This window comes from Nostoc sp. DedQUE02, from assembly GCF_034531035.1.
Lineage (GTDB): Bacteria > Cyanobacteriota > Cyanobacteriia > Cyanobacteriales > Nostocaceae > Nostoc.
The window spans coordinates 180503-200142 of record NZ_JAVRBY020000003.1 but is presented as its reverse complement, the minus strand read 5'-3'; the positions used below and the strand labels follow the sequence as shown (position 1 = coordinate 200142).

The following is a 19640-nucleotide window of genomic DNA, read 5'->3' as shown; positions in this document are numbered from 1 at the left end:
GAGAAATCAATTAAAAATTAAAGATTAAAAATTAAAAATTGAAGAACTCCTCCTTCCTCTTTCCCAATGGCTTAAGGCAAGTCGCTCAGTACAAGTGCCCAAAGCCTAATGTCCAATGCTCCATTTCCCAATCCAATCATGAAAGATAAATTGTTAAATTGGCTAAACACGGTTTTAGTCGCCGATGTTTTTTTAGTTTTGTTTGGCTTTGGCTGGTTAGCGATCGCTGCGATCGGTGATGCGGCGGGAGTAAACCTGGGTTTGGATTTGTGGCATAAACTGTGGCAACCCTTATTTAACCCAGCAATCGGCATCCTCATGGGCGGTGCCATTCTCAGTGGTATTATCAGTTGGGTTTCCAAAAAATTTCTCTCTAGTCAATAGTCAAAGAATTGGGCATGAGGTATGGGGAATAGGGAACAGGGAAAAGTTTTTAAATGCCCTATGCCTAATCCCCAGTCCCTTTTAATTAAGAATTTGTGTTAAGGCTGGTTGCAAATTAGGATATTTGTACTCAAAGCCTGTTTCTACGGTACGTTTTGGGATGACTTGCTGACCTTCCAAAACTACTATAGCCCCATCTCCTAAAAGGGCTTCGATCGCAAAACCAGGAACAGGCAACCAAGAAGGGCGATTCATCACTTGTCCCAAAGTTTGGCTTAAATCTGCCATCCGCACGGGGTTAGGAGCAGTAGCATTATATACGCCTTCTATTTCCGGTTGAGTTAAAGCTTGCAAAATCAAGTTAACTAAGTCGTCTACGTGAATCCATGAAAACCACTGACGGCCACTGCCAATAGGCCCACCAGCAAAGAGTTTGAAAGGTGGAATCATTTTACCTAAAGCACCACCATTACCTAGAACAATCCCAAAACGCAAAATTACCAGTCGTACACCAGCATCTTTTACCTTTCTCGCTTCTGCTTCCCAGGCTTGGCAGACTTGGGCCAGAAAATCGTTACCAGATGGACTTGTTTCATCAAAGGTTGCCGTTTCACTGGTGCCGTAGTAGCCAATAGCCGAAGCGTTGATTAACACAGTTGGCTTGGGATTAGCGCTGGCTATTGCTTCAACTATTTTTTGTGTACCTAACTTTCGGCTATTGAGGATTTCTTGCTTGCGTTCTGGTGTCCAGCGTCCTTCACCAATGGGTTCTCCTGCTAAATTAACTACGCCATCACAACTAGCGATCGCACTTTGCCAAGAACCAGATGCATTTGTTTTATAGGAAACAATCTCTACATTGGGGAAAGCCTCAGATGGAAAAACCTTTTGAGCAAAGGCAGTGTTCCGAGTTAATACTACTATTTTATGACCTTTTGCGTGGAGTCTTTGTACCAAAAGACTACCGACAAATCCTGTTGCTCCAGTAATTGCGACTTTCATTTTCTACCTCAGCCAAACCTTTATTGTAAAGTTTTTGATCAAACTTTCAGCTTATCAAAGAAGGCAGGAAGCCTCCCGCCTCTTCGTTGACTGTATATTTTGGTAATGCCTGATCTTAAAAACTTTGCTTTTTTAATGATTTTCTGTTTAGATACTTCGGTATTATAGGATGGACGGAGTGTTGCAAGGCGTGGGGCTATTATGGCTCGCTATACCTGTTTATTTGTTGTTTCTGTTCCTAGTGACCATCTACAGCCGTTACTTGTAGAACTTCTACAGGATTGTCAGCTGGATATTCAATACCACACAGGCGATTACATTATCGCTCGTCAGGTTCCTGGCAATGTTCCTTTTCCTAAATTGGTAACAGTAGAAGTACTGATTGATAAATCAAAATCTACTGAAACAGAAACCCGGATGAGTATTGTGATCAAAAATGAAGAACTACCAATCCACTTAGATAATTACTGCCGACAAATGTTTGAATTCATCAAGCAGGCGATTGAAAGTAGCCGCCATTGGCATTTGATTGAAAGTCTTGCCGGATAGCTTTGGTGATTGAATTGACACTCCCACCGCTTGAAGTTGTGGGAATGTCAGATTGTGATTGGTAGTTATAACTCACTCTTCTAAATCCTCGGCCATACCGGGGTTTATTAGTGTAATGTCGTACTCACTTGAATCCGTTTGTCCCAAACGCTGAGTGTTTCTTAAAAGATAATAAATGGCACGTACTTGAGGCCCAAAAACGATCTCGTCTTCATTTCTGAGATCGTGGGCTGGTATTTTGCGTCCATTAATCATCAAACCGTTGGAACTAGCCTTACCTTTGGCATCGCCATCTACAATCCGATAATAGAAGCTATGACTATTATGCTCTCGTGGCAATCTTACTAATGTGGCATGGCGGCGGGAGACAAACTGCGACATCAAACGGATATTACATTCACGATCTCTACCGATAGAGTAGACGGGGTGCTCTAGAGGAAATTCTTTGCGACCTTGATCGTCTTCAATAATCAGTAGATGGTTTTCATTATTTTCTGCTGCCATTGACAAATCGGTGGAACTGTGATTGATCAAGATTTGTTTAGTATGGTATCCTGCCATTTTCGCGTACTATAAGTCTGTGTTGCTGATCTAAATAAGCTTTAAAATTGCATGATACCTTGAAAGAGTAGAACATGTCGGTTCTACTCCAGTAGCTATGATAGCTTTGGTAATTATCTGAAAAAGCTTTGTGAATCGGTAAAACCTGAATACCGACTCAGTTTAACTTTATATGGGAATAACCAAGATTTGTGCTAGAAAATTTTCTGTGTAAAGGAGTATTCTACGGGTGATGAGCGAATCGCCGTAATAATATTGAGTTTGTAACGACGCTAACAGAGCTAAAAGCCATTAATGCAGCAGCACCAGATGGGTTAAGGACAAAATCCAGACTAGGGAACAAAACACCAGCTGCTAAAGGAATGCCAACTGTGTTGTATGCAAAAGCCCAGAATAAATTTTGGCGAATTTTGTTGAAGGTGGCGCGACTAAGCTGAATAGATTCGACGACATCGTTTAAGCGATCGCGCATTAAAATAATTTCAGCAGTTTCCATCGCCACATCTGTCCCAGAGTGTAAAGCAATTCCTACATCAGCTTGGGATAAAGCTGGAGCATCGTTGATTCCATCTCCTACCATTGCCACAACTGAGTGCTGAGTGCTGAGTGAGAAGTGAAGAGTTTTCTTCGTCCCCTTGTCCCCCTTGTCTCCTTGTCCCCCTTGTCCCCTTGTCCCTTCTAACTGGAGAGACTTTATTGCAGCTGCTTTTTTGGCTGGTGGAACACCTGCGATTACATCAGCACTATCTAATCCTAGTTGTTTAGCTATGGCACTAGCTGCTTCTAGGCGATCGCCACTGAGCAACATTACCCGTAAGCCCATCTGACGCAATTTGTCTACAGTGGATTGGGCATCTGGTCTGAGGGTATCAGAAACACCAATTAGTCCGGCTAAAGTTCCCCCAACTGCAACACAAACGACTGTTTTACCATCTGTTGCCAAATCCTGTGCTACCTGTTGTGCAGTTTCACTAATGGGAATGCCGTGCCAACTCAACCAGTCCCAGTTACCCAATAATACAACTGTGTCCGTTACCACAGCAGATACCCCTAATCCCGGTTCGGTGTGAAAGTCTACAGCCTCTGGAATAGATAACTGTTGGCGCTGGGCTTCTTGCTGAATCGCTTTTGCTAGAGGATGATAAGTACCGCTTTCTACGGCTGCTGCTAGTTGAATTAGGGTATTCTTCTCCTGCTCATCTGCCTCTTTTCCAGTCCCCAATTCCTCAATTAACAAACAATCTGTGACGATAGGATTACCTGTGGTCAGAGTACCTGTTTTATCAAATACTACGGTGTCTAGTTGGTGTACTTTTTCTAAAACGTCGCCGCCTTTGATTAATAGACCTCGTTCTGCGCCCATAGCAGTCCCAACAAGAATGGCTGTTGGTGTGGCAAGTCCTAAAGCACAGGGACAGGCGACTACCATCACTGCGATCGCTAGTTTTAAACTGACTAGGAGTGGGGAGTGACGAGTGGGGAGTGAAGAATGTTGAGCGTGGCTCATCATTTCTATACCACCAGACATGGTGATATCACTCCAGATGTGAGTGCCGAAAAAGTACCAAAATCCAAATGTTAATACAGATGCTGTCAGCACCCCATAGGTAAAGTAACCAGCGACTGTATCTGCTAATTTCTGTACTGGGGCTTTTCGAGTTTGGGCAGCTTCTACGAGGGCGACAATTTGAGCTAGAGTTGTATCATTTCCAATCCGGGTTGCCTGAATAGCGATCGCTCCTGACTGGTTTAGCGTCCCCCCTGTCACTATATCTCCCGGTTGCTTGATTACTGGCACTGCTTCTCCAGTCAGCATTGACTCATCAACCGTTGTTTGACCAATCACCACTTCACCATCAACGGGGATTTTATCACCTGGCAGTACTTGCAACCATTCACCAACACGCACCTGTTCAGCAGGAATTTCTACACTAGAAGACCCTGCTCCTGCTTTCTCTGGGTTGGCAATCAATCGCGCTAAAAGTGGCTGGAGTGCTAGCAATTTTCTAAATGCGGCGGCGGCACGTCCTCTTGCTTGTTGCTCTAGTGTCCTTCCTAAAAGAATAAAGCCCAGCATCATTACTGGTTCGTCAAAGAAGCACTCCCAACCCATTTTGGGAAAAAGCAGTGCTACCAAACTAGCAATGTAGGCTGTGAGCGTTCCTAATCCTACCAGGGTGTTCATGTTAGGCGCATTTCGCCGCCAGCCTAGCCAGCCATCTATCAAAATCGGGCGACCAGGGATTAATAGTGCTACTGTCGCTAGTCCACAGTGAAACCAGATGTTATTCAGCACTGGCAGCACCGAGCTACCAAGATTACCAAAATGTCCACTTCCCGACAATAATAGTAAGATTGCAGCGATCGCCAACTGCCTTACAGAAGAACGCATTTCTTGGCGTTGTCGTTCTGCTGGGTCTGGTAAGGTAGATATCTCACCTGCTACTGTGCCACTAGCTTTTCGGGGTTGAGTTGGGAATCCAACGCCTGTTAATCGCTGTGCCAGTGCATCTGCATCTACTGCACCAGCTTCTGACTCTACAACTGCTACCTCTGTCGCCAGGTTCACACAGGCACTCTTGACTCCTGGATGTTGGGTTAGCTGTCGCTCTACTGCGTTCACACACCCAGCACACTTCATGCCCCCAACATCAAGAATAATTTTCTCTAAAATTGGGTCAAGTTCTGGGGCTAGCTTAGTTTTCGGGACAAGTTGCATGGCTTGTGTTTAGATTCGCTACAGAAATTCAACGCCTGACTAAAAGCGTCTCTAATTCGAGCGTAGGCGAAATATGGAACTATGACTCAATGTCAACCATATTAAAATTATTAATTTATGTACTTTGCTAGGAGTCAAACAATTTTAGATTTTAGATTTGCAATTTGGGATTGGCTCTGCCTAAAAGGGGACTTAGTTCAAGGATTTTAGATTTGCTAACGCGTCGCGTAAAGCCTTCTCTTCTCCCTTGGGGAGCTACGGTGTACACACAAGTCCTAAAAACCTAGCTTGATTGGGCTTGACTCATTCTCATACAAAGTATCGGAACGAGAGAAATAGCATTGTCAGTCGATGCAATGCCATTGTCAGTCGATGCAATGCCATTGTTAGTCGATGCAATGCCATTGTTAGTCGATGCAATGCCATTGTTATTCGATGCAATGCCATTGTCAGTCGATGCAATGCCATTGTCAGTCGATGCAATGCCATTGTTAGTTAATGCAATGCCATTGCAGGTTAAGAAACTTGTGTGTACAGCGTAGGGCAGAAGGGAAGAGGCTACGCGTTATCGCAGCGATACGCTTAAAGCGAGTCCGCGTACTCTTACAGAGAAGTAACCTCGCAAGAGCATCTTTTAGATTGGTTCCATCACACTATTTGCTCTACAAGGGACGGAATATGAAGCAAAAATTATTTTAATCCAAAATCGTTCTACTGAGCGACTTGTACCGAGCGAAGTCGAGGTAAGTCGAAGTCCAAAATCTAAAATTGCTGGTCAACGACGGCTCCAGCGTAGATAAGTTACATAAATAATAGCTCCGACCTGCATCGGCACGAGCATAATCAAACTTTTTAAGAAATAGTTGATTTCCAAATGAGACATAACACTAAAATATCCTAAGCCTAACAAGAAGAATATTGCCCAGTTAAGCTGTTTAGGTTTGAGAATGAGCATATTAATAAAAATAAATATTCAGAGGTAGAAGCGCTGTATAATTTCTGCTTAAGCAAGCTGATTTGATTTTTGAATGTATTTGCCTGGTACGCGAAGCTCGATAAGCAAGGATTAGGGAACCAGACTTTTCGAGTTGTACCGATTTTTTCACGCCATCAAATATTAGTTTTATATAGCAGTCCTAAAGCATTTGTAAAAATAAATTAACCGCAGAGGCGCAGAGAACGCAGAGAGAGGAATCTGGGGTTTTCACAACTCATTTAGGATTGCTATATCAGGTTTAAATTAAGGGGTAATTAAGTTTGTAGTAAGAGCTTTAGTCCTTATTTTCTAAGTATTAAAGTGCTGACTACAAAACCTTCATTACTAGCTTGACAAAGTACTAAAACCAGCCTTGCTTATTCACAAAGTAGGTATTTACGAATTCTTCAGGGGACTTGTTTAAGTAGATCATGCCTTCAACTAAACCGACAAGTTGCATAATTAATAAAGCGATGCCGTAGGTGAAAGAACCCGCAACTACAGAAATTACTAACATGATAAAGCCTTCGGAAGCGTATCCTAGAATAAACTTATGAACTCCAAATGCTCCGAGGATAATGCCACAGTAACCAGCGAGAAGTTGTTTGGTTGGGTGACTGGGATTGAGATTTGCCATATAAATGCTGCTCCTTGATAAGTGAGTATAAAAATAAAGTCTTTATTGTAATGAAACTAAATACATTTACTTGCTTAATAAATAGATTTTTAATTTTTCAGTATGAGTTAGCCTCAAGATGAATAACCAAAATCAGCGTGATTCTATTCCATAAGGGACACTAAGATGTCTTGCAGCATAGCCTAAAAATCTGGCGCTCCTTAATCACTTTTGGGGGATTTGACGATCGCAAACCCTGGTGCAGCAGTTTTGCAGATTTTTAGGTAAGACATTTACCTTGAGATTCATTTTTCTCAATTCTCAGCAAAAGCTGCTACATACACCACTTTTTACAAGTCCATCAGTATTATTTCCGGATTCTTTTGCGGATGCATAGCCCATCGTAGACATCGCTTCTAGCGGGCGTGAAACGCCATTGCACTAATGACAAGACAAAGTGTGTGGCTAGTGAGAATCTAGAAGCGCAAGAAGCATCTTCCATATCTTTCTAACCCTTTTTTGGTTGCCGATCCCTACTTCGATGAGCGCAAAACGGAATTGTAATCCAATTTATGACAGCTAAAAATGGTTCGGGAAGACAATTAACATCTCGAAAATGGCTAAAATCATCCGAATGAGAATAAATGCTTAACTAAATAGTTTGTTGTCTATGTTAACAGCATTCTTTGATTTGCTTTTGCCATTATCTTAATTGGGTTTTCAGCTAGTATTTATGCTTATAACCAATTGTAATTAGTTAATTGTCCCTACTTATGGAGATAAAAGCAAATATTTTTGTTTTTGACAACAGTAGTATGCTGATATTAATTGCTACCTAATACAAATAGGCTTAATAGCGTACCACTATTCCAGAGGCTGTGGAGGAGCATAGGAGCGAGGAGGTTGCGCGATCGCGTGTAAACTACTCCCAACACAACTCCCAATGCAGTCAGTGGCAGAATTTCCGACAAGCTGAGGTGAGCGATCGCAAACAACAAAGCACTTGTAAAAATCGCTCCCCACACGGGTAAGTAGCGAGTCAAAGAGGGTAACAAAAAGCCGCGAAACAGAATTTCTTCAAAAAATGGAGCTGCGATCGCTGCTGTAGAGAAAAATATGCCAAGTGCGACACCATCTTGGCTTTCTAGGGCTAGTTGTAACAAAGGATTACTACCACCCTGTCCTTGCCAAAGTTGTTGATTAATCAAAGATACCACCACAACTATAGGTAAAGCCGTGCAATAACCCCCCAGTCCCCACCAAAACCAGTTATCTTGAAAACGGAAACGAAACCAGAATTCCGGTAGTGGAAAAAAGCGCTTGAGAGAGAAATACAGCACTAACAGCGCACCTAATGCTACCAATAGGTAACTAACTAAGACAGAAAACGCTTGAAGTCGCACATCCACAATCGGACGTGGGATGGGTAGCACCGATATTACCAAGGGCACAAAAATTTGCCCCATAAAGAAAAAGCCTATAATAAAAACCTGCAAAACCGTTTCACCATCCCAAGGCGTTGACCAAGGGATATCAGCATTTTGAGCTAGTAACGAGGCTTTTCCTTTCACCAACCGTTGAGCAAATACCAAAATTAGCAGTATTAGACCAATTAAAGCTGCCAAGGTGGGAATAGTGCCAATAACCGCCAATTTCAACACTGCTTGAGCAGAAGATTCTTGTTGTGCAGCTTTTACTGCTGATAAAGCATCTTGTCGTTGCTGGAGTTGGTATAACTTAACCAAAGCAGTAGAGCGAAACCAACCTTCTAAATTCTTTTGAATCAGTTCTTGAGCATTTGGAAGTAGACGGGAAGGATTGCTCCAGAGTCCACTCAATACAGCAGCTGTTTTGCCAAAATCTGGATTGATATCTGAGCGTTGCTGTAATTCGCTCCAAGTCTTGAAGGCTGTATCCGTCTGTCCTTGCTGTGCTTGTAAAATTCCCAAGCGCAAGTCTAATTCAGCCAGTAATTTTTCAAGTTGCTTAAAAGACTGCTGTAACTGTTGCTGCTCTTCTCGTCGAGAGGTTTTAGTAGTCGGAGGAACGTCAGGTAAAGGTTTTGGAGGCGTGGGAGTTATTTCAGCTTGGGAGCGTAATTGTGCAAGTTTGCTGTTAACTTTGTCTAAATTAGCTTGAACTGATTGACGCGCCTCTTGATACTGCTTTGTAGCGCTTTCTAGGGGTTGCTCACCCAGTATTGCTTCCCGAATCGCCTGGAGATTGTCATCACCGCTATCTTGTGATTGCCAAGCTTGGGCTTGTAGAGCAATATTGGTTTGGTATAGTTCTAGGCGACTTTGGAACTGAGGTTCTTGCCAACTACCGAATAAAGCCGAAACTGCCAATAGAACTGCTATCGGCGTTAGCACAAAAAATAAAACCAACCGCTTGAGTGTCATCTATCCCCCTTTAACTGACCAGTGGAGAGCGCGTCTCCCTTGGGAATTATCGCAATAAAAAGTCAGAGGTGGATAGATATCATCAATATTATAAGTTTGCGTCGCACCCACCATGTTAAATTACAACCCATTGCACTGCTTACCCTCCGCCGAGGATCTGCCCGATTCGGACTATACACCTGTGGACAATGAGCTACAAGATTTAATTCCGAGCTTGCTCAAAGCCATCCTCGCTTGGTTATGGACAAGCCGTATGGATTGGTTTTTTGGGGTTGATATGGGGATATATTACGATCCTGAACTACCGCCGATTGTACCTGATGGATTTTTAAGCTTAGGAGTCGAGCGAGTTTTTGATGAAAACTTGCGCTTGAGTTATGTGTTGTGGGAAGAAAGAGTTATGCCAATCATGGCATTAGAAGTAGTTTCTCATAAACGGCGTGGGGAATACAGCACCAAAAAGAAAATGTATGCTGAGATGGAGATTTTGTATTATGTTGTTTATAATCCCCAACGCCGTAGAAAACCACCTTTAGAAATTTATCGGTTAGTAAATGGGGAATATGTATTGCAGCGAGGAAATCCTGTTTGGTTAACAGAGATAGGTTTAGCAATTGGTCATGAACGGGGAACCTATCAGGGAATTACGCGGGATTGGTTGTATTGGTACGACAAGCAAGGAGTCAGATATTTAACACCAGAAGAACTAGCGATCGCTGCCGAACAACGTGCTAACACTGCTGAAGAACGCGCTCAAAGGCTAGCAGAAGAATTGCGAAAGTTGGGGATAGATCCAGATTCTTTGAGTTGATTTTGTGAGGTGCGATCGCTTTGATTACACTGTTACTAATGATTTATCTTCTTCCCAAGAAAGTAATGGTTCAAGTTTACCTGATTCAGTAAATGTTCTTGCAGCTAGTAAGCAGTGAAGCAAATCAACACACATCTTTGCAGGATAATTTACTTGTTGTCCAGCAACAACAAAATTTTCTATTTCATCAGATTTAGATAAATTAACTAAAACATAAAATTTTGTGTTATTGAAGGTCACATTTACAACGTATTTATCTGACTTTCCGCCTCCAATATTCATGTAAGTCTCATCATCAGATTTCAAGGTTACTAAAGTTTTGTTTTTGCCATCTAAATCGCGGATAGCTGCTTCAATTTGAATCCAATTTGGATCTTTTCTTAATTCACCTTGATTGCTATTAGTAAGCCATGTTTCTGCTGATAGCTTGAATACTAAACTTATTTGGCTTTTTTGTGGCAAATCTGGCCAGCGATCAAAACCAAGTAACTTACCAATCTCAAAGTTTTTGAGAAATGCCTGTCGTTCAGCATAGCTCATAATTACATTTGTCCCAGCCCGAACTTGCTCAGGAGTCAACAGGCGTGGGGATTCCCCATTGGCTTTCGTGTCTTCTGGTGAAGGCTGCGGCGTTGTCTCTTGAGAATTTGAACACATAGCCATCTTCTCCAGGGGCAATATTTGTGGCGCCCATATACTCCATTTCTATTATGTCTCTATAGTAGTCAACAGCTGAATTCAGTGATACCAGAAAGATTAGCGCTTCACTCGTGGCATTAGCATTGGCACAATCACTTTTATATGCTATTACAGATTTGATTGAGTTTTCAGACATAAAATGTATCCTTATTTTAATTAGCTTGGAAGTAATATGTCTGCTAACTCAAATTTTCTATACATTTTGAATAAGAAAGCAGATTGATGAAAATTACTCCCAATCAAATTTTATATATAAATCTTGGTCTACATAACGAATGGCGTAAAGATTGCATTTATACAGAGAATACTATTCGTTTAGGACACATAGAAGTATCTCATCAAATTTGTCTTGAGTGTAAGTCAAAGGATAAGTGGAATGAAGTTGAAGAAGAATTAAAGAAATATTTTGACAATAAAATAGTTACACGTCGTAAGAATGAAATTCGGCATTTTTATTTGTCTGATGAAAATACTTTATGGATAAATTTTTCTAAAGACAACAAGTTGTGGTGGTGTTTTGCGAAGACTAATATAACTCTACGAGCAGATAATACAAAAGAGCGTGCTGTTATAGGAAAATGGAATTGTAATAATATTCTAGGTGAGCCTTTAGAATTAAAATATTTTAATGAAGAAATTCAGAAATCTCGTTGTAATCAAACCATTTGCTGTAAAGATAAATATTTTCAAGAAATTGTAGAATCAATTAATGCGGTAGAATCTCAACAACTAAGAAATAATATTTTTGAAGATTATCCTAACTTAAAGAATGAGAGAGAAGAAATTATCATACAAATAATAAAAAGATATCAAGATATAGTATTAAAAATCAAAAATAAATATAATAATTGCTGCCAATTTGAAGATTGTGGATTTACATTTAAAAAAAATAATGGGATCTTTTACTCTGAGGCACATCATTTAATTCCTTTATCTGAGGAAGGTTCACAAAACGAAAACAATATTGTTATTGTATGCCCCAATCATCATAGAATACTACATTATGCCCAAGTAGAAATTAAAGAGAAAGAAAACAATAAACGTCTTATAAAAATTAATGAAAAAGATTATTTTATAATTTATAAATAACTATCCTATTTTATCCTTAACCCAAGCGCGAAAGGATTTGAGTAAAGCAATTTCTCCCATACTTTTACTCTGCTCAATAAATCTGCTTATCTCACTCACTGATACTATAGGAAAGGCAATACTAAACTTACACTCAACATATTGCCCCTCTATCAACTGATAAAATTTTAAATTTTGCCCATCATATCTCCAAAGTTCAGCTACACCCAACGCTGAATAAATCCCCAATTTGTTAACTGAACTACTGGTAATGTCAATCTCAATTGCTAAGTCAGGCGGCGGATCATTTTCTAAATCTAAAGTTTGCTTACCCCTAATAGCTAGTTCATTCTGGATATAATAACAAGTATCCGGTTCTATTCCTTGCTTTGATATTTTCCGCTTCAATGTTGTAGAACCAGCGCTTCTAATTTCAATTCCTAATTCTTCAGCTAAAGCAATAATAAAATTCCCAAAATTACTTTTGGGGTTTTCGTGTTCAAAAAGTGGAGTCATGATTTCTAAAACACCGCAGTCATAAGCAAACCGAGAACCTCTATCTTCACCTGTATCTCTCAGCAAGGCTTCAAAGGTTTCCCAGCTAACGTTGTGTAAGACTGTTCTTTGTTCTGCAAGGGTTGACTTGACAAGCATATTACAATACTTTTTCCGTCACAATAGTAGATAAAATTCCAATAATTTTACCTATGTCATTAATATAATACTCGTTCAAGTCAATTTCAACTACTTGACCAATGAGCTTTAAAAATTTCCAGATGGTTCCTGTAGTGACAGTTCCATAAATTGTTTGAATGTTATTACCCTCACGTTCATTAAACAATTTAGCTGCTAACATTTCTGCGACACACTGGCCTAATCCTGCATTAATATTTTCTTTTTTAGCTTCTACAATTGTGACAACTGGTGCATTCAGAATTAGTAACTCTGGTGAACGGCTAATAATAAAATCGCAATTTCCATTTAAACCTTGTGCTGAATCAACAGTAAAGTCAATACCAGAAAATAAACTTATTTGATTATTTAAATATTTCCTTACAGCTATTAAAATAGGTGCAATAATCATCTCTGAACGGGATTTTTCGGTATTACTAGCAAGAGCTAAAGGTACATTCTCCCGCAATAGTTCTGCAAGTAATGGTGGACACTCTACTTCATGTACAGATGCAAATATATCAAATTTATCAGAAATAGTTAAGCCAAAGGTTTTTCTAACTCTGTCTAAAGTAAAGTCACTGTATGACACTTTAGTTGCTCCTGTAAATAATCCAGATAATTAAATTGTGCCAACTATTAGCAAGATATGTTGCTGATATTTGGCACAATCACTATCGGAATATTTTGTAACTTTAAGCAAGTAAACCTGCAAAAAAATCGAGAGTTTCTTTCAGTGCTTTGATGAAAATATCAATTTCCTCACGGGTGTTGTAGAAAGATAGACTTGCTCGTGCGGTTGCAGCAAGACCTAAGTAACGGTGTAATGGTTGAGTACAGTGGTGTCCAGAACGGATTGCAACGCCTTCTTGATCTAATAATGTAGATAAGTCGTTGGCGTGAACTTCTCCGGCTGTGAACGACGCAAGAGCGGCTCTACCTTCCCCTTTAGCATTTGGTTTGGGGCCGTAAATTCTAATTTGGGGAATTTGCTCTAATTGTTGGAACAAATAAGCTGTTAATTCTGCTTCGTAGGCGTGGATTTTATCCATGCCGATACTGCTAAGATAATCTATTGCAGCACCAAGTGCGATCGCTTCTCCAATTGCAGGTGTACCAGCTTCAAATTTATGCGGTAATTCTGCGTATGTGGAATGGTCTAAATACACTTCTGCAATCATTTCACCACCACCAAAAAATGGTGGCATTGATTCTAGCAATTCCAACTTGCCATACAAAAATCCTATCCCAGTAGGGGCGCACATTTTATGACCGGAAGCTACCAACCAATCACAATCTATCTTCTGCACATCAATAGGGTAGTGGGGAACACTTTGGCAAGCATCAACTAAGAATTTAGCACCGTATTTGTGTGCGATCGCAGCAATTTCTTCTACTGGATTAATGCAACCCAAAGTATTAGATATATGCACCACCGACACCAGCTTAGTTTTTTCAGAAATCAGCTTTTTAAACTGTTCTAAATCAAAAGTTTCTTCTGGTGTTAATTCTACAAATTTCAGTACTGCACCCGTTTTTTGTGCTACCAATTGCCAAGGCACAATATTACTGTGATGTTCCATCACCGAGAGAATAATTTCATCTCCCGGCTGCAAATTATTCATTCCCCAGCTATAAGCGACTAGGTTAATCGCTTCGCTTGCGTTGCGCGTGTAGACGATTTCCTGACGAGATGCAGCATTAATGAATTTGGCAACTTTATCTCGCGCCGCTTCATAAGCATCGGTAGCTTTGGCACTGAGAGTATGAGCGCCGCGATGGACATTAGAGTTATATTGCTCGTAATAATCACGCAAGGTATTTAATACGAACAAAGGTTTTTGTGACGTAGCAGCATTATCGAGATAAACCAGGGGTTTCTCGTTGACTTCCTGATGCAATATCGGGAAATCAGCGCGAACTTTATCAGCAAGGGTTTTGGTAGGAGTAAAAGTCATTGGTAGATTACGTTATTACTCATTAGTCAGGGACTTGAGATTATTCACTGTGTTTAAAAGGATTTCTCGCAGAGAAGGAACTGGTATTTTGTTGATAACTTCAGCAGCGAAGGCGTTAATTAACAACTTCCGAGCATCGTTTTCATCAATTCCCCGACTTTGCAGATAGAATATTTCGTCATCTTCTAATTGGCTAACGGTAGCACCGTGAGCGCATTTAACATTATCCGCAGTAATTTCCAATTGGGGTTTGGTATCAACTCTGGCTTTAGACGATAGCAGCAAATTGCGATTCAACTGGGATGCATTTGTTAACTGCGCTGGTTTGGGTACAAAAACTTTACCATTGAACACCGCATGAGCGCGATCGCCTACAATACATTTATGCAATTGGTCACTTGTACCGTGGGGATAGTTAAGTGCGATCGCACTGTGAGTATCAGACAATTGCTTACCAGTAATCACTGTCAAACCATTGAGAGTAGTTTGTGTCTGCTCGCCAGTTTGCAAAATCTCCAAATTGTGCCGTGACAACTTTGCACCTAAAGTTATGGTATGACAAGTATATCGACTATCACGAGCTTGGGCGATCGCAGTTTTCCCAATATGAAAAGCCTCTGCACCTTCCCACTCAACCCTAGTGTGACTAACTTCCGCATTGTCACCCACCCAAACTTCCGTAACCGCGTTAGTTAAATAAACTCCGTTCTCCGCGCTCTCTGCGCCTCTGCGGTTCGTATACTCCTCAACCAACGTCACCTGCGAACCACTTTCCGCCACTACCAAACAACGCGGCTGCGAAATCGTCGCCGTCTTCCCCACAACTGAAATAAACACCAAATGAATTGGCGTTTCAACTACCACATTTTTCTTCACCCACACCACAGCTGCATCATTTATCCCAGCCGTATTGAGAGCAGTAAAAACCTCCTGCGCTCCCTCAGCTTGAGCTAAATATTGCTGTACACCTTCCTGCTCAACCGCAGACAAACCAGCCAAATTACTCACCACAATTCCATCTGGCAAATCTGAAATTGCGGATAACTCCGGCGCATAAACGCCATTAACAAATACCAAACGACTATTAGCCGCTTCTGGTAAAATATCAAATTCTACAGACGCAAAATTTCCCGCCTCTACATTAAATTGCACCTTTCGCAGAGACGACAAATCAGTAAATCGCCATTCTTCCTCGCGGGTAGTTGGGATAATCGAGTGGCGTACCCAATTAGCAGCACTTTGGCGTAATTCCTGCAACCAACCTTCTGTTTTCGTTGCCGTTACTTTATTTAACAACCCAGTTAGATAATCATCTCTATCTAACATCGATGTCAAACTGACTGCATTTGAATTAGGTATTGGACTAGGAGATACTTGAATATTCATTACACACCCACCTCAGCAGCAGCAAATTCTTCCAGCACCCAGTCATAACCGCGAGACTCTAATTCCAGCGCCAGTTCTTTACCACCACTCGTAATAATTCGCCCTTGCGCCATCACATGCACAAAATCAGGCACAATATAATCGAGTAACCGTTGGTAGTGAGTAATCAAAATTGTCGAATTGTCTGGACTTGCCAGTTGATTTACCCCATTCGCCACAATTCGGAGCGCGTCAATATCCAAACCCGAATCAGTTTCATCCAAAATTCCTAACTTTGGTTCCAGCAGCGCCATTTGCAGAATTTCATTCCGCTTCTTCTCACCACCAGAAAACCCTTCATTCAAACTCCGACTGAGAAAACTGGAATTCATCTTCACCACATCCAGCTTTTCCTCAATCAAATCGTCAAAATCAAAAGCGTCTATTTCCTCTAAACCTTGCGCCTTGCGACGAGAATTGTACGCCACCCGCAAGAAATCCAAATTGCTCACACCCGGAATTTCTAACGGATACTGAAACGCCAAAAATACACCACTTCTAGCGCGTTCCTCCGGTTCCAACTCCAGTAAATTCTGTCCCTGGAAAATCACCTCACCGCCAGTCACCTCATACGCCGGATGTCCAGCCAACACCTTAGAAAAAGTACTCTTACCAGAACCATTCGGCCCCATGATCGCATGAATCTCACCCGATCGCACCTCAAGATTCACACCTTTCAAAATCGGTGTCCCATCAACATTAGCCGTCAGATTCCGTACTGACAGCACAACTTCACTATTTTCAATAATCATCTTCTCTCCCTTCTCTTTCTCTGCGCTCTTGGCGTCTTGGCGGTTCGTCATTCTTCCAAAAGATAAACACAGAACACCGATGTCCCTGTGTTTATCCTTCCTTCCAGTTATCCAACACTGCCTTCCAACTTCAAACTCAACAACTTATCAGCTTCCACAGCAAACTCCATCGGTAGCTGATTGAAAACATCCTTACAGAAGCCGCTAACCATCATCGAAATAGCATCTTCTGGTGAAATACCCCGTTGAGCAAAGTAGAACAGTTGATCTTCCCCAATCTTAGAAGTAGAAGCTTCATGCTCCACCTTCCCAGTATTATTTTGCACCTGGATATAAGGGAAAGTATTAGCATGAGCATTATCCCCAATCAGCATCGAGTCGCACTGAGAATAATTTCTCGCGCCTTTAGCCGTCGGATTAACTTTCACTAAACCCCGATAGCTATTACTCGAATTACCTGCGGAGATTCCTTTAGAAATAATTGTACTGCGGGTATTCTTACCTACATGAATCATTTTTGTACCCGTATCGGCTTGCTGCATATTATTTGTCAGCGCCACGGAGTAAAACTCACCCACAGAGTTATCACCCACCAATACACAACTAGGATATTTCCAAGTAATTGCCGAACCTGTTTCTACTTGAGTCCAGGAAATCTTGGAATTTACGCCCTGACACAAACCGCGCTTGGTGACAAAGTTGTAAATACCGCCTTTACCATTGGCATCTCCAGCGTACCAATTTTGGACGGTGGAATATTTAATTTCCGCGTTATCCAGAGCGACAAGTTCCACAACGGCGGCGTGTAACTGGTTGCTGTCATACATCGGTGCGGTGCAACCTTCAAGGTAAGAAACATAACTACCTTCTTCGGCGACAATCAAAGTCCGCTCAAATTGTCCCGTATCACCAGAGTTGATGCGGAAGTAGGTAGACAGTTCCATCGGACATTTTACGCCTTTAGGAATATAGACAAAAGAACCATCGCTAAAAACGGCGGCATTCAAAGCGGCAAAGTAGTTGTCAGCTACAGGAACAACGCTACCCAAGTATTTTTGGATCAATTCTGGGTGTTCTTGCAACGCTTCGGAAATCGAGCAGAAAATAACGCCATCTTCCGCTAGCTTTTCTTTAAATGTAGTGGCGACAGAAACGCTATCGAAAATTGCATCAACGGCGACATTTGCCAGCCGCTTCTGTTCAGATAGGGAAATGCCTAACTTCTCGAAAGTTTCTAAAAGAGTTGGATCGACTTCATCCAAACTGTTTAGCTTTTCTTTCTTACGTTTCGGCGCTGAGTAATAAATGATATCCTGATAATTTATTGGCGGATACTTGACATTCGGCCAAGTTGGTTCCGTCATTTTTTGCCACTGGCGATAAGCTCTGAGGCGAAAGTCCAGCATGAATTGCGGCTCGTTCTTCTTAGAGGAGATCAAGCGGATAACGTCCTCGTCTAGTCCACGCGGAATAGTGTCGGCCTCAATGTCCGTGACAAAGCCGTACTTGTAGGGTTGGTTGACTAAGGTTTTGACAGTGGCACTCATCAGTAATAATCTCTCGTGTTCGGAACTTGAATCTCTCTATAAGGATGGGAGACGGTTTTCTTTAGCCGATTCCCATCTACCGTTACGGAATGGTTACACGGCTGCTAGAATAGTGGTGGAGAGTAAAACAACAGCTATGTTGTTTAATCTATCTTCATTTTACGCTAAATTAACAACAACAATGTTGTCAAAGTCAAACAATTTTGGATTTTAGATTTGCAATTTGGGATTGAAAGAGACCACAAAGGTGCTTGGCTCAAGGATTTTAGATTGACGATCGCGTAGCAGGCTACATACCAGAAAACTTTTTTAATCCAAAATCGTTCGACTGAGCGACTTGTACCGAGCGAAGTCGAGGTAAGTCGAAGTCCAAAATCCAAAATCCAAAATCGGCACGGTCAAATTTTCAAAGAAATTAATTTTTGGGGCGTTCGTTGAACGTCTCGCACCACATGAAGATGGCGACTACCCACCAGTCCTCAACCAAGCAAGATATCCTAGAGTATCTGCACAAACACGAAAAAGCAACGGCTTTGGAGCTAGCTGAAGTTTTAGACGTTACCCCTCAAGCTATTCGTCGCCATCTCAAAGATTTGGAGACGGAGGAGCTAGTTTTGTATTCTACATCAGTGCAGGCGGCGGGGATGGGGCGGCCGCAGCATCTTTATCAACTGAGTCGTCAAGGACGCGATCGCTTGCACCGAACAATGAGCGATCGCTTTGGTGATGGCCACGGTAATTTTGCGGTTTCGCTGCTAGACACCTTAGCCGAAACCGTAGGAGACGATCAATTTAAATCGATTTTAGAGAAACAGTGGCAGCGTAAAGCCAAAGAATACCGCGATCGCGTCGGTAATGGTTCGCTGCGAGAACGGGTAGCTAACTTAGTCGAGTTGAGAAAAGCGGAAGGCTTCATGGCGGAGTATCACCCTGTTGATGTGAGTGACTCCTTTGATTGCGATCGCTTTATCTTAATGGAGCATAACTGCGCTATTTCTAACGTTGCCGAGTCTTTCCCTAGCATCTGTGGTCACGAATTAGAAATGTTTGCAGCCGTCTTACCTGATTGTACCGTAGAACGCACCCACTGGATTATTGATGGCGAACACCGTTGTGGCTATTTGGTACAAATTCGTCAGTAAAATTATCATAGATAAACGTGGTAATGGATAATAACTGAATAGCAACTAAGTTTGAGATAGCATTTATGGATGTACCACCACAGCAACCATCAGCACAATTTTTAACCCTGGAAGAGTCAGCAAAAGTAGATGCGGCGTTATTGTCTTCTCCAGAAAAGTTTTTAACAAGATTGACAATTTCATCGCTTAAGCTTTTGAAGCATATTGCCCAAGAGTATAGCGTTGCTATTGAAGATTTGACAGCGCAGCAAATAATTGCCTGGTTTGAAAAAGATAGCAAAATTCGACGTGAACAGGGGATTGAAGTTTCATATCTAAAATGGTGATTTGGGGTAGGAAAGTTTTTGTTGAATTTAC

At 41.5% G+C, this 19640-nt stretch carries 19 protein-coding genes; 7 read left to right on the top strand and 12 right to left on the bottom strand.

The genetic code is table 11. The features are described from left to right. Positions 1–138 precede the first annotated feature (138 nt). On the top strand, positions 139–384 hold the full coding sequence (locus RMX98_RS04850) for a hypothetical protein (protein ID WP_322676859.1): 246 nt from the start codon (positions 139–141) through the stop codon (positions 382–384). Between the two features lie 81 nt (positions 385–465). Here RMX98_RS04850 and RMX98_RS04845 read toward each other — a convergent pair whose 3' ends face one another. Then, positions 466–1386, bottom strand: a complete 921-nt coding sequence (locus RMX98_RS04845) for a TIGR01777 family oxidoreductase (RefSeq protein WP_322676753.1) — start codon at positions 1384–1386, stop codon at positions 466–468. 201 nt (positions 1387–1587) lie between these two features. On the opposite strand from RMX98_RS04845, the gene RMX98_RS04840 reads away from it, so the two are divergent. Beyond that, on the top strand, positions 1588–1935 hold the full coding sequence (locus RMX98_RS04840; RefSeq protein WP_322676752.1) for a hypothetical protein: 348 nt from the start codon (positions 1588–1590) through the stop codon (positions 1933–1935). 72 nt (positions 1936–2007) lie between these two features. Here the strand turns inward: RMX98_RS04840 and RMX98_RS04835 are convergent, their stop codons facing one another. Beyond that, a complete protein-coding gene (locus RMX98_RS04835; protein ID WP_322676751.1) occupies positions 2008–2496 on the bottom strand; it encodes an FHA domain-containing protein in 489 nt (162 codons plus the stop codon). A 223-nt stretch (positions 2497–2719) separates the two neighbouring features. After that, positions 2720–5215: a heavy metal translocating P-type ATPase gene (locus RMX98_RS04830; RefSeq protein WP_322676750.1), complete on the bottom strand. Its 2496-nt coding sequence runs from the start codon at positions 5213–5215 to the stop codon at positions 2720–2722. A 341-nt stretch (positions 5216–5556) separates the two neighbouring features. Between RMX98_RS04830 and RMX98_RS04825 the strand changes: the two genes are divergently transcribed. Beyond that, complete coding sequence (locus RMX98_RS04825) at positions 5557–5757, top strand: hypothetical protein (RefSeq protein ID WP_322676749.1); 201 nt, start codon at positions 5557–5559, stop codon at positions 5755–5757. 795 nt (positions 5758–6552) lie between these two features. Here the strand turns inward: RMX98_RS04825 and RMX98_RS04820 are convergent. Then, positions 6553–6828, bottom strand: a complete 276-nt coding sequence (locus tag RMX98_RS04820) for a TM2 domain-containing protein (RefSeq protein ID WP_322676748.1) — start codon at positions 6826–6828, stop codon at positions 6553–6555. Positions 6829–7631: 803 nt separating this feature from the next. After that, entirely contained in the window at positions 7632–9209 is a 1578-nt protein-coding gene (locus tag RMX98_RS04815; protein WP_322676747.1) for a CPBP family intramembrane glutamic endopeptidase, read from the bottom strand. A gap of 112 nt (positions 9210–9321) precedes the next feature. On the opposite strand from RMX98_RS04815, the gene RMX98_RS04810 reads away from it, so the two are divergent. Then, on the top strand, positions 9322–10020 hold the full coding sequence (locus RMX98_RS04810; protein WP_322676746.1) for a Uma2 family endonuclease: 699 nt from the start codon (positions 9322–9324) through the stop codon (positions 10018–10020). A 24-nt stretch (positions 10021–10044) separates the two neighbouring features. Here the strand turns inward: RMX98_RS04810 and RMX98_RS04805 are convergent, their stop codons facing one another. Further along, positions 10045–10677: an Imm1 family immunity protein gene (locus RMX98_RS04805; RefSeq protein WP_322676745.1), complete on the bottom strand. Its 633-nt coding sequence runs from the start codon at positions 10675–10677 to the stop codon at positions 10045–10047. A 264-nt stretch (positions 10678–10941) separates the two neighbouring features. Between RMX98_RS04805 and RMX98_RS04800 the strand changes: the two genes are divergently transcribed. Next, positions 10942–11808, top strand: coding sequence for an HNH endonuclease (locus RMX98_RS04800; protein WP_322676744.1), 867 nt, complete (start codon positions 10942–10944; stop codon positions 11806–11808). Here RMX98_RS04800 and RMX98_RS04795 read toward each other — a convergent pair whose 3' ends face one another. The 6 genes from RMX98_RS04795 to sufB form a co-directional block, all read right to left on the bottom strand. Next, entirely contained in the window at positions 11809–12441 is a 633-nt protein-coding gene (locus tag RMX98_RS04795) for a Uma2 family endonuclease (RefSeq protein WP_322676743.1), read from the bottom strand. Between the two features lies 1 nt (position 12442). Further along, on the bottom strand, positions 12443–13051 hold the full coding sequence (locus RMX98_RS04790) for a hypothetical protein (protein ID WP_322676742.1): 609 nt from the start codon (positions 13049–13051) through the stop codon (positions 12443–12445). 103 nt (positions 13052–13154) lie between these two features. Beyond that, a complete protein-coding gene (locus RMX98_RS04785; protein WP_322676741.1) occupies positions 13155–14417 on the bottom strand; it encodes a cysteine desulfurase in 1263 nt (420 codons plus the stop codon). 15 nt (positions 14418–14432) lie between these two features. After that, positions 14433–15803: a Fe-S cluster assembly protein SufD gene (gene sufD / locus RMX98_RS04780; RefSeq protein WP_322676740.1), complete on the bottom strand. Its 1371-nt coding sequence runs from the start codon at positions 15801–15803 to the stop codon at positions 14433–14435. Further along, positions 15803–16594, bottom strand: a complete 792-nt coding sequence (sufC, locus tag RMX98_RS04775) for a Fe-S cluster assembly ATPase SufC (protein ID WP_322676739.1) — start codon at positions 16592–16594, stop codon at positions 15803–15805. The genes sufD and sufC overlap by 1 nt, the downstream gene beginning before the upstream one ends. Before the next feature lie 107 nt (positions 16595–16701). Continuing rightward, complete coding sequence (gene sufB / locus RMX98_RS04770) at positions 16702–18141, bottom strand: Fe-S cluster assembly protein SufB (RefSeq protein WP_322676738.1); 1440 nt, start codon at positions 18139–18141, stop codon at positions 16702–16704. A gap of 458 nt (positions 18142–18599) precedes the next feature. Between sufB and sufR the strand changes: the two genes are divergently transcribed. After that, the gene (gene sufR, locus RMX98_RS04765) at positions 18600–19283 is read left to right on the top strand and encodes an iron-sulfur cluster biosynthesis transcriptional regulator SufR (protein WP_322676737.1); all 684 of its coding nucleotides are present in this window, start codon (positions 18600–18602) and stop codon (positions 19281–19283) included. Between the two features lie 65 nt (positions 19284–19348). After that, entirely contained in the window at positions 19349–19609 is a 261-nt protein-coding gene (locus tag RMX98_RS04760; protein WP_322676736.1) for a hypothetical protein, read from the top strand. Positions 19610–19640: the final 31 nt, after the last annotated feature.

Bases quoted from the DNA above. Each gene is read 5' to 3' on its own strand.
- sufC (WP_322676739.1), bottom strand. From the start codon at position 16,594: ATGATTATTGAAAATAGTGAAGTTGTGCTGTCAGTACGGAATCTGACG.
- RMX98_RS04815 (WP_322676747.1), bottom strand. From the start codon at position 9,209: ATGACACTCAAGCGGTTGGTTTTATTTTTTGTGCTAACGCCGATAGCA.
- RMX98_RS04850 (WP_322676859.1), top strand. From the start codon at position 139: ATGAAAGATAAATTGTTAAATTGGCTAAACACGGTTTTAGTCGCCGAT.
- RMX98_RS04760 (WP_322676736.1), top strand. From the start codon at position 19,349: ATGGATGTACCACCACAGCAACCATCAGCACAATTTTTAACCCTGGAA.
- sufR (WP_322676737.1), top strand. From the start codon at position 18,600: ATGGCGACTACCCACCAGTCCTCAACCAAGCAAGATATCCTAGAGTAT.
- sufB (WP_322676738.1), bottom strand. From the start codon at position 18,141: ATGAGTGCCACTGTCAAAACCTTAGTCAACCAACCCTACAAGTACGGC.
- RMX98_RS04800 (WP_322676744.1), top strand. From the start codon at position 10,942: ATGAAAATTACTCCCAATCAAATTTTATATATAAATCTTGGTCTACAT.
- RMX98_RS04845 (WP_322676753.1), bottom strand. From the start codon at position 1,386: ATGAAAGTCGCAATTACTGGAGCAACAGGATTTGTCGGTAGTCTTTTG.
- RMX98_RS04835 (WP_322676751.1), bottom strand. From the start codon at position 2,496: ATGGCAGGATACCATACTAAACAAATCTTGATCAATCACAGTTCCACC.
- sufD (WP_322676740.1), bottom strand. From the start codon at position 15,803: ATGAATATTCAAGTATCTCCTAGTCCAATACCTAATTCAAATGCAGTC.
- RMX98_RS04810 (WP_322676746.1), top strand. From the start codon at position 9,322: ATGTTAAATTACAACCCATTGCACTGCTTACCCTCCGCCGAGGATCTG.
- RMX98_RS04830 (WP_322676750.1), bottom strand. From the start codon at position 5,215: ATGCAACTTGTCCCGAAAACTAAGCTAGCCCCAGAACTTGACCCAATT.
- RMX98_RS04795 (WP_322676743.1), bottom strand. From the start codon at position 12,441: ATGCTTGTCAAGTCAACCCTTGCAGAACAAAGAACAGTCTTACACAAC.
- RMX98_RS04805 (WP_322676745.1), bottom strand. From the start codon at position 10,677: ATGTGTTCAAATTCTCAAGAGACAACGCCGCAGCCTTCACCAGAAGAC.
- RMX98_RS04785 (WP_322676741.1), bottom strand. From the start codon at position 14,417: ATGACTTTTACTCCTACCAAAACCCTTGCTGATAAAGTTCGCGCTGAT.
- RMX98_RS04820 (WP_322676748.1), bottom strand. From the start codon at position 6,828: ATGGCAAATCTCAATCCCAGTCACCCAACCAAACAACTTCTCGCTGGT.
- RMX98_RS04840 (WP_322676752.1), top strand. From the start codon at position 1,588: ATGGCTCGCTATACCTGTTTATTTGTTGTTTCTGTTCCTAGTGACCAT.